Below are 7,205 nucleotides of genomic sequence, written 5' to 3' on the forward strand. Positions count from 1 at the left end.
CCATTCATCACTTACTCTCGATAAGTGCCTTTACATCATCATAGGTAACATCCTGACCGATAATGCCATCAAGACTTGCCTTGTCAAAAATAGGTGTATCACCGTTGTCGTTTACATAGTACTGGTCAAAGGATTCTGCATCTGTTGCCACAAGATAGCTCTGAGTAAAGGAGACCGCATTTCCTTCGGGATTTCTTATAACATTTCCATTAATCGCATCCATTACCAGAGCAAATACAGGTCCGATGGAAGAAGAGTACTTGCCTGCAAGATACTCAAGAGAGCCGTTCTTCATTGATTCGCTGTTCATGGCTGTAAAGGAGTCGATATCGGAGAAAGGGATGTTCTCCTGGCTAAGTGTCTGAGCAAAGAAAGTTGTTGCCATTCCCACTGAGATAAATGCCTCAGGAGCTTTCTGGATTGCTGCATTGAGCTCATCGGTGGTTGTGTCGCCATATCCCTGGAGGTAAGCTACCACTTCAACATCTCCCGAAACCTTTGTAAGATCAACACCCTGATCCTGGAATATCTGTCCGATCATACCGTTCATATCATCTGTTCCGCCGTAGGTATCACCAAGTCCGGCGATCACACCTGCTGCACGGTATACGTGCATGGGGTTGGGGATAAACGCTCCGTAGATGGCAACGCTCTTTACTCCCTTATCCTTAAAGTACTTTCCCATCTCCTTGCCGGCTTCAAACTCTGTCTCGTTTGAAGGTCCAACCTGGCCGACAAAATGCTCATAAGTCTTGTAGGTCTCATACTGACTCTCATCAAGCACGCCGGATGCAACCGCATAGTAGATGCCATACTCTTCACAGGTCTCGATCTGCTGAGCTCTGTCACTGCTGGAGAGCGAGATAACGGCGTCATATCCCTTTGATGCAAACTTCTCGATGGCTGCCTTCTCATCCTCAGCACTGGCAAGAGCATCTGTATAATCAAAGGTTACGTTATAGTTGTTCTGAATATATTTCTCGTAGTAGTTTCTGAATCCAAGTGCCTCCTCGCCGCTGACGTCGGCCACAAGAACACCGATCTTACGAGTTTCACCCTGATCCGCGGAAGCTTCACTTACAACCGCATTATCAGTGCTGTTATCTGTTGTGTCTGAAACCGCAGCAGGTGCACTGTTACCGCATCCTGTCATTACGGTCATGGCTGCTGCCATGGCAAGTCCGAGTACCTTTGTTACTTTCCTGTTCATAATATTTCCTCCGTTTTTTCTAAAGTTCTTTATCTTGGCAACAGTGCGGTTTTGTAATTCATTCCCGTGATATATACCACTATCAGGAAGAAAACTGCGCTGATCACCTGTGTTATTCCGTATGCTGCACTGGAATCAATCACTATCTCCAGAATGTCGTTCAGCAACATATATGAGAAGCCTCCAACCAGTGCGGCGTATATCCTGGATCTTGCGCCTCCCGATATTGGCATTCCTCCGAATACTATAGCTATAAAGATATTCATTCCTATACTTGAAGCCGTTGTCGTAGTGACCGAAGGGGTATACACAAGAGTAAGGAATGCTCCGAGTCCTATACCGATACCCGCCATAACAAAAGCCAGTATCGTGTATTTGTCGGCTTTGATGCCTGTAAGATATGCACAGAGGGGATTTCCTCCCACGAACTTCATCCTTCTTCCCGCCTTCGTGAACTCAAATACAAAGACTGAGACTGCAAAGAACAGCAAAAGAGTTGCTATCTTGAAGGGCATATTGTCAAAGGGCTTTACTACGCTGCTGGGAATGCTTATCCCACCCAGCGCTCCTCCGTTTACCGTAATTATCTGCGCAGATACAGCTGACAGTACGGACATCATCGCGACCGTGGTTACAAAGGCCGGTATGTGGAAGATTGAGGCCAGCACCGAATTGAGCAGCGAACACACAATTCCCGTAAGCAGTATCACCGCCATCAGCAGCACTATATTCTCTGTTCTGTTGTAGACCATTACTCCGAGAGTTGCCGAAAACAGTGTGGAAGCGCCAAGGCTTATATCAAAGGTTCCAAGGGTATAGATGAAGGTTGCTCCCGTTGCTACGATTGCCAAAACCAGCGCCTCATTGAACACAATCTTCAGATACATATCAAGTCTGTAACCCTTTGCATTAACCACTGTGCAGAAAACAAGAAAGAGCACCGCCAGCGCCGCCATGGGCAAAAGAGCTATGATATTCTGCCTGTTTATGATTTTCTTTATATTCATTTCTTTTGCCTCCTAGATCATGCATCCTATGATGTCGCTCTCGGACAGATCTTTACTCCGCTGAAATTCTCCTGTTATTTCACCGTTCTTCATGATAAGAACCCTGTCGCTCATCCCGATGAGTTCAGGAAGCTCTTCACTTATCATGAGAATGGCCTTCCCTTCGCTCTTAAGCTGTGACATAAGCTGATACATTGCCTGCTTGACACCGATGTCCACACCTCTCGTGGGGCAATCCAGTATCAGAATCTTACTGTCGCAACCTATCCATTTTCCAAAGACTACCTTTTGCTTGTTGCCGCCGGAGAGCTGGGCTACTGCCTGATCTCTTCCCGAGCATTTGATCCTCAGGGCATCTATCTGCGCGTCTACATATTTTCTTTCCGCGGACCTGGTTATAAGTCCCGCCCCGGATTTGAATATGTTCATTCCCGCAATCGCGATATTGTCCTTGATGCTGGCCTCAAGGCACAGGGATTTTCTGTCTCTGTCCTTGGATACATATCCTATCTTGTCAGTCATTGCGTTGTGGGGAGACTTTATCTGCCGCCCTTTTGGGGATATGACTGCGCCGCTCTCGGGTTTAAGCGCTCCGAACATAGCCTCTCCAAGTTCATGCATTCCGCAGTCCGCAAGTCCTCCAATTCCCAGGATCTCTCCGCAGTGAAGTGTCAGGGACACGTCCTTAAGTTTGTCCTTAAAGCACAGATTCTTTACCACAATGGCTTCTTCATCAAGGAAGCTGCAGCTAAAGTCCGGTCTGTAATAATCGCCCTCTATCTCTCTTCCTATCATGCTGGTCCTTATAAGTTCTTCATCAAATTCCTCTTTAGCGAAAGTTCTTATAAGATTCCCGTCCCTTAGGACTGTCAGGGTGTCGCAGACCTCCATTATTTCCACCAGATCATGGGAGATAAAAAGTACTGAACCGCCCTCTTTTTTCATCTTTTTCATGATGCCGTACATGATCTGTCTTCCGTCATGAGATAGTGCCGTGCTGGTTTCATCTATCACCAGGATCTTCGGCTTTTTAAGTATGACCTTGGCGATTTCCACCAGCTTCCTGTCCTGGAAGGAAAGGCTGTCCATCATATCCTTTCCGGAAATGGAGGTTATTCCTATATTGGAAAGGGCTCTGTCCGCTTCCTCGAAGAGTCTTTTTCTATCAACAAGGAGCCCCTTCTTAAACTTCTTCATCTCTGCCAGAAATATATTCTCCGCAACGGTGATCCCCGTTATTGTTCCACTCTCCTGAACCACCATTCCTATACCTTTATTCAAAGCATCGATCATGCTCTCGGGTTCCCAGGCGTTTCCTTCATAAGACATCTGCCCCGAGGTTGCTTTCTGCATTCCCGCCGCTATGGATGATATGGTGGATTTTCCAGAACCGTTCTCACCTATGAGACCTCTTATCTCACCGGGGTAAACCTCAAGGTCTACTCCGTTTAGAGCAGTCACACTTCCGAATTTTTTTGTTATGTTTTTCATTTCCAGAATCGGAGTATTCATAACTAATGAATCCTTTCTGTCTGAGGTATTGCTTGTTTATGGATTCATTATATTGAGCAAACGTCTTTTACATAATTCACATAATCGCTCAATTATATTGACTTATTATGATGAAAATATATTATTTCTGATACTAATATGAACTATTTTGACATTTACCTCTGTTAGGGGTATTATTTACCTGTTTTAACCGGACGTTCATTTAAGATAATAAGGAAATTAAAGATATGGATCACACAGCGGTAAAGCAGCACATATACGACATTACCGAAACTGAGAAATTTTACAGAGACTACTATCTTGCCGGAAAGGACAAAGACAGTCTGAGGGCTTTTCTTGATGGTCTTGATATGAAGCTTGTTCTTGACAGACACCTTCTGATTACCGAAAAGCCCGAGACAATCCCCGAGGTATTCGAAGATTCCTTCTTTTTCGACCTGTCAAATAATGACAGTATAGTGGTACAGAAGCACGAGAGATATTCACCGGCCATCGAGCACAGTCATACCTTTTTTGAGCTGAGCTATGTCTATGACGGCAAGTGCTCCCAGACCATCTCCGGAAGGACCATCGAGATGCGTACGGGAGATTTCTGTGTTATTCCTCCCGGGATCAAACACTCCATCAGCGTGTTTGACGACACCATAGTCATAAACATAATGCTCAGAAGGGATACTTTACATTCCATGTTCTATTCCTTCCTGAACACCCCGAATATACTCAGTTCTTTTTTCCTGAATAATATATATGCCAAGAAGGCCAACGACTATATCATGTTCCACACAGGCTCCGATGATGGCATAGCCACTTCCTTTATCTGGATGCTGACAGAATCCCTCAACAGACAGGAGTACCATTACCAGGCCATTACAAATACCCTGCTTCTTGATTTTTATCTGATAATAAGGAACTACTCGGAATCCGTTCAGATGCCGCTGTTTGACAGCCGCATAGATGTACAGCGATATGCCCTTATCCAGTATATTCAGGAAAATTACAAGGAGGTAACTCTCTCGGACCTCTCCGAGAAATTCCATTATTCCAACGAGTACACCTCAAGACTGATAAAAGAGCTTACGGGAATGACCTACACCGAGATCCTCAGGACCGTGCGAATAGAGCGAAGTCAGGATCTTCTTGCAAACTCCACCATGAGTGTTGCCACCATAGCTGAAGCTGTAGGATATGACACCACGGAGCACTATATCCGTCAGTTTAAAAAGCACACAAAAATGACTCCTTCCGCTTATCGAAAGGAGTCTGCATCCAGTAGGAACAGGTAAAAGACCTTACAGGAACTGGTTTGTTTGATCATGGTAATACTTTATTTTCTATTTTCAGCTAAGAAATCCTATATCTGAAATGATCGGAAGCTCTTTTGCCTTACCCATGCAAGCCCAGACAATAGCAACAATCTTGATCACACCAAGGATTGCTGCACATATACCTGTAACAAGCCATCCAAGAAATGGAATGATACTTGGGATAAGTATGATAATTGCTGATATAGAAATTCTAAGCGAGTTTCTTGCATGGAATCTTGTAAATGGAGTTCCGGCAATGAATGCTATAAGAACACCGATAATTCCAAAAAGATAAGCTGCAAGTGCAATGATCCTGTTGTCTGCAATATCCTGAGCATCAAACTCTTTTGTATGATCCTTAGGATCTGAGTAAACAAGTGGCTGCTGATATGGTGCCTGCCCAAAATTAGGTGTTGGCTGTGGCTGAGGTGTAGGCTGTGGCCCCTGCTGTGTGTTTGATGCCTGTGCATTCATATCCACGCTCTGAGCATTATCTGAAGCAGCCTGGGTATTTACCGCAACTGAGACACCACAATTGTTGCAAAACGCTGCGTCGTCAGCAATCTGATTACCGCAATTAGGACATGTTTTCATATTATTCTCCTCCAATCATCTTTTGTTGTCAGAATCGAATTGTCACAATGAAGATTTTTGGCTCTGACATTAATATAAATCAGGTGAGCACTATTTAAGCACTCACCTAATGATTTTACATTTTTATATGTATATTTTCAAGTTCAGAACTGTAGCAAAAAGACTGAGCAATTTGCCTTTTTAATGGCAGTACTTCTTTAAAGTATCTCTAACTGCTCCTGTTCCAGCCAAAAGCTCAAGGAAATATCCTACTATTCTGTCTGAAAGGCCTGCTGCCTCGAGGTCTGTTCCGAATATAGCAGCATTTTTAAGAAGAGGTAAAACAGCTGCCTTTACCTTATTTTCATCTGTCTCTCCAAGCTTAATATCTTTTACAAAGCTCTGAGCCTCCTCAAGAAGTGGATCAGGACTAGGCTCGAAGCTCTGGCCCTTATCGTCCACTCCCATAAGGTAACGAAGCCAACCTGCATGAACAAGTGGTATAAGTTTAAGGTCAGCAACGTTAAGTTTATCAGAAGCAAGATATGCCTTGATTGTTTCACCGAATCTGATGCCAAGCTTCTGTGAAGTATCGCATGCGATTCTCTGTGGTGTGTCAGGCATAAACTTGTTAGGGATACGCACATTTACAACAGTATCAATAAATTCCTTTGGCTTAATAACGCCAGGATCTGTAACAACAGGAAGTCCCTCTACATAACCTATTTCTTTTACAAGCTTAACGAGGTCTTCATCCTTCATCTCATCTGAAATCTTTGTATATCCAAGAAGACATCCGTAAACAGCAAGTGCTGTGTGAAGAGGATTAAGGCAAGTGCACACCTTCATTCTCTCAACCTTGTCAACTGTCTCCTTATCTGTAAAGATAACTCCAACCTTCTCAAGAGCAGGTCTTCCATTTGGGAACTTGTCCTCGATTACAAGGTATTCGCTCTCCTCAGCGTTAACAAAAGGAGCTACCCATGTTTTCTTAGATGTAACAACTGCTTCAAGTTCCTCAACACCGTCGTTCTTAAGGATTTCATTCACAGAGTCATCAGGTCTTGGTGTAATCTTATCGATCATTGACCATGGGAATGAAACAAGTGCTTCATCATGTACATAGTCAAGGAATCCAGCATCTGCTTTTCCGTTTTCTGTCCAGTTCTTGGCAAATGCATCCATAGCTGCATAGAGCTTGTCACCATTATGTGAGCAGTTATCTGTACTTACCATGGCAATCTTCTTTTTGCCTGCTGTATATCTCTCATACAAAAGAGCTGCTACCTTACCGATATAGCTCTGAGGCTTTTCAGGGCCATTTTCGAAATCTTCTTTTACTGCAGGAAGAGTCTCACCTGCTGGATTTACAAGGCTGTAACCTTTTTCTGTGATTGTAAAAGTACACATCTTAAGGCTGTCAGCTCTGAATATCTCTTTTAATCTGCTGAACTCTTTGTCATCGTTAGAATCAAGAATGCAGGACTCTGCGATACTTCCAATAACCTTCTTATCTACTGATCCGTCAGCTTTAAGTGTAACAAGGATAGAAAGGTTGTCGTGAGGTCTGTACATTTTCTCTACGATCTCATAATCAAA

Annotated in this window: 6 protein-coding genes; 1 reads left to right on the top strand and 5 read right to left on the bottom strand. The window is 43.8% G+C overall.

All coding sequences use genetic code 11. The annotated features are described in order from the left end of the window. Nucleotides 1–7: 7 nt before the first annotated feature. From E7303_RS04670 to E7303_RS04680, 3 genes are read right to left on the bottom strand one after another with little or no spacing between them, the layout of a single operon-like run. Nucleotides 8–1,210, bottom strand: coding sequence for a substrate-binding domain-containing protein (locus E7303_RS04670; RefSeq protein ID WP_292144070.1), 1,203 nt, complete (start codon nucleotides 1,208–1,210; stop codon nucleotides 8–10). Nucleotides 1,211–1,239: 29 nt separating this feature from the next. Further along, nucleotides 1,240–2,217 (bottom strand): ABC transporter permease, encoded by a 978-nt coding sequence (locus E7303_RS04675; RefSeq protein WP_292144071.1) that lies wholly within the window; start codon nucleotides 2,215–2,217, stop codon nucleotides 1,240–1,242. Between the two features lie 12 nt (nucleotides 2,218–2,229). Then, nucleotides 2,230–3,729, bottom strand: coding sequence for a sugar ABC transporter ATP-binding protein (locus E7303_RS04680; RefSeq protein ID WP_292144072.1), 1,500 nt, complete (start codon nucleotides 3,727–3,729; stop codon nucleotides 2,230–2,232). Nucleotides 3,730–3,956: 227 nt separating this feature from the next. On the opposite strand from E7303_RS04680, the gene E7303_RS04685 reads away from it, so the two are divergent. Next, the gene (locus tag E7303_RS04685) at nucleotides 3,957–5,012 is read left to right on the top strand and encodes an AraC family transcriptional regulator (protein ID WP_292144073.1); all 1,056 of its coding nucleotides are present in this window, start codon (nucleotides 3,957–3,959) and stop codon (nucleotides 5,010–5,012) included. A 54-nt stretch (nucleotides 5,013–5,066) separates the two neighbouring features. Here E7303_RS04685 and E7303_RS04690 read toward each other — a convergent pair whose 3' ends face one another. Both E7303_RS04690 and E7303_RS04695 read right to left on the bottom strand, forming a co-directional pair. Next, the gene (locus E7303_RS04690; RefSeq protein WP_292144074.1) at nucleotides 5,067–5,627 is read right to left on the bottom strand and encodes a zinc ribbon domain-containing protein; all 561 of its coding nucleotides are present in this window, start codon (nucleotides 5,625–5,627) and stop codon (nucleotides 5,067–5,069) included. A gap of 180 nt (nucleotides 5,628–5,807) precedes the next feature. Next, nucleotides 5,808–7,205, bottom strand: a 1,398-nt coding sequence (locus tag E7303_RS04695; RefSeq protein ID WP_292144075.1) for a mannitol dehydrogenase family protein, incomplete at its 5' end; no start/stop codon positions are given.

The sequence above is a fragment of the Butyrivibrio sp. genome, from assembly GCF_015056685.1.
Classification (GTDB): Bacteria; Bacillota; Clostridia; order Lachnospirales; family Lachnospiraceae; genus Butyrivibrio.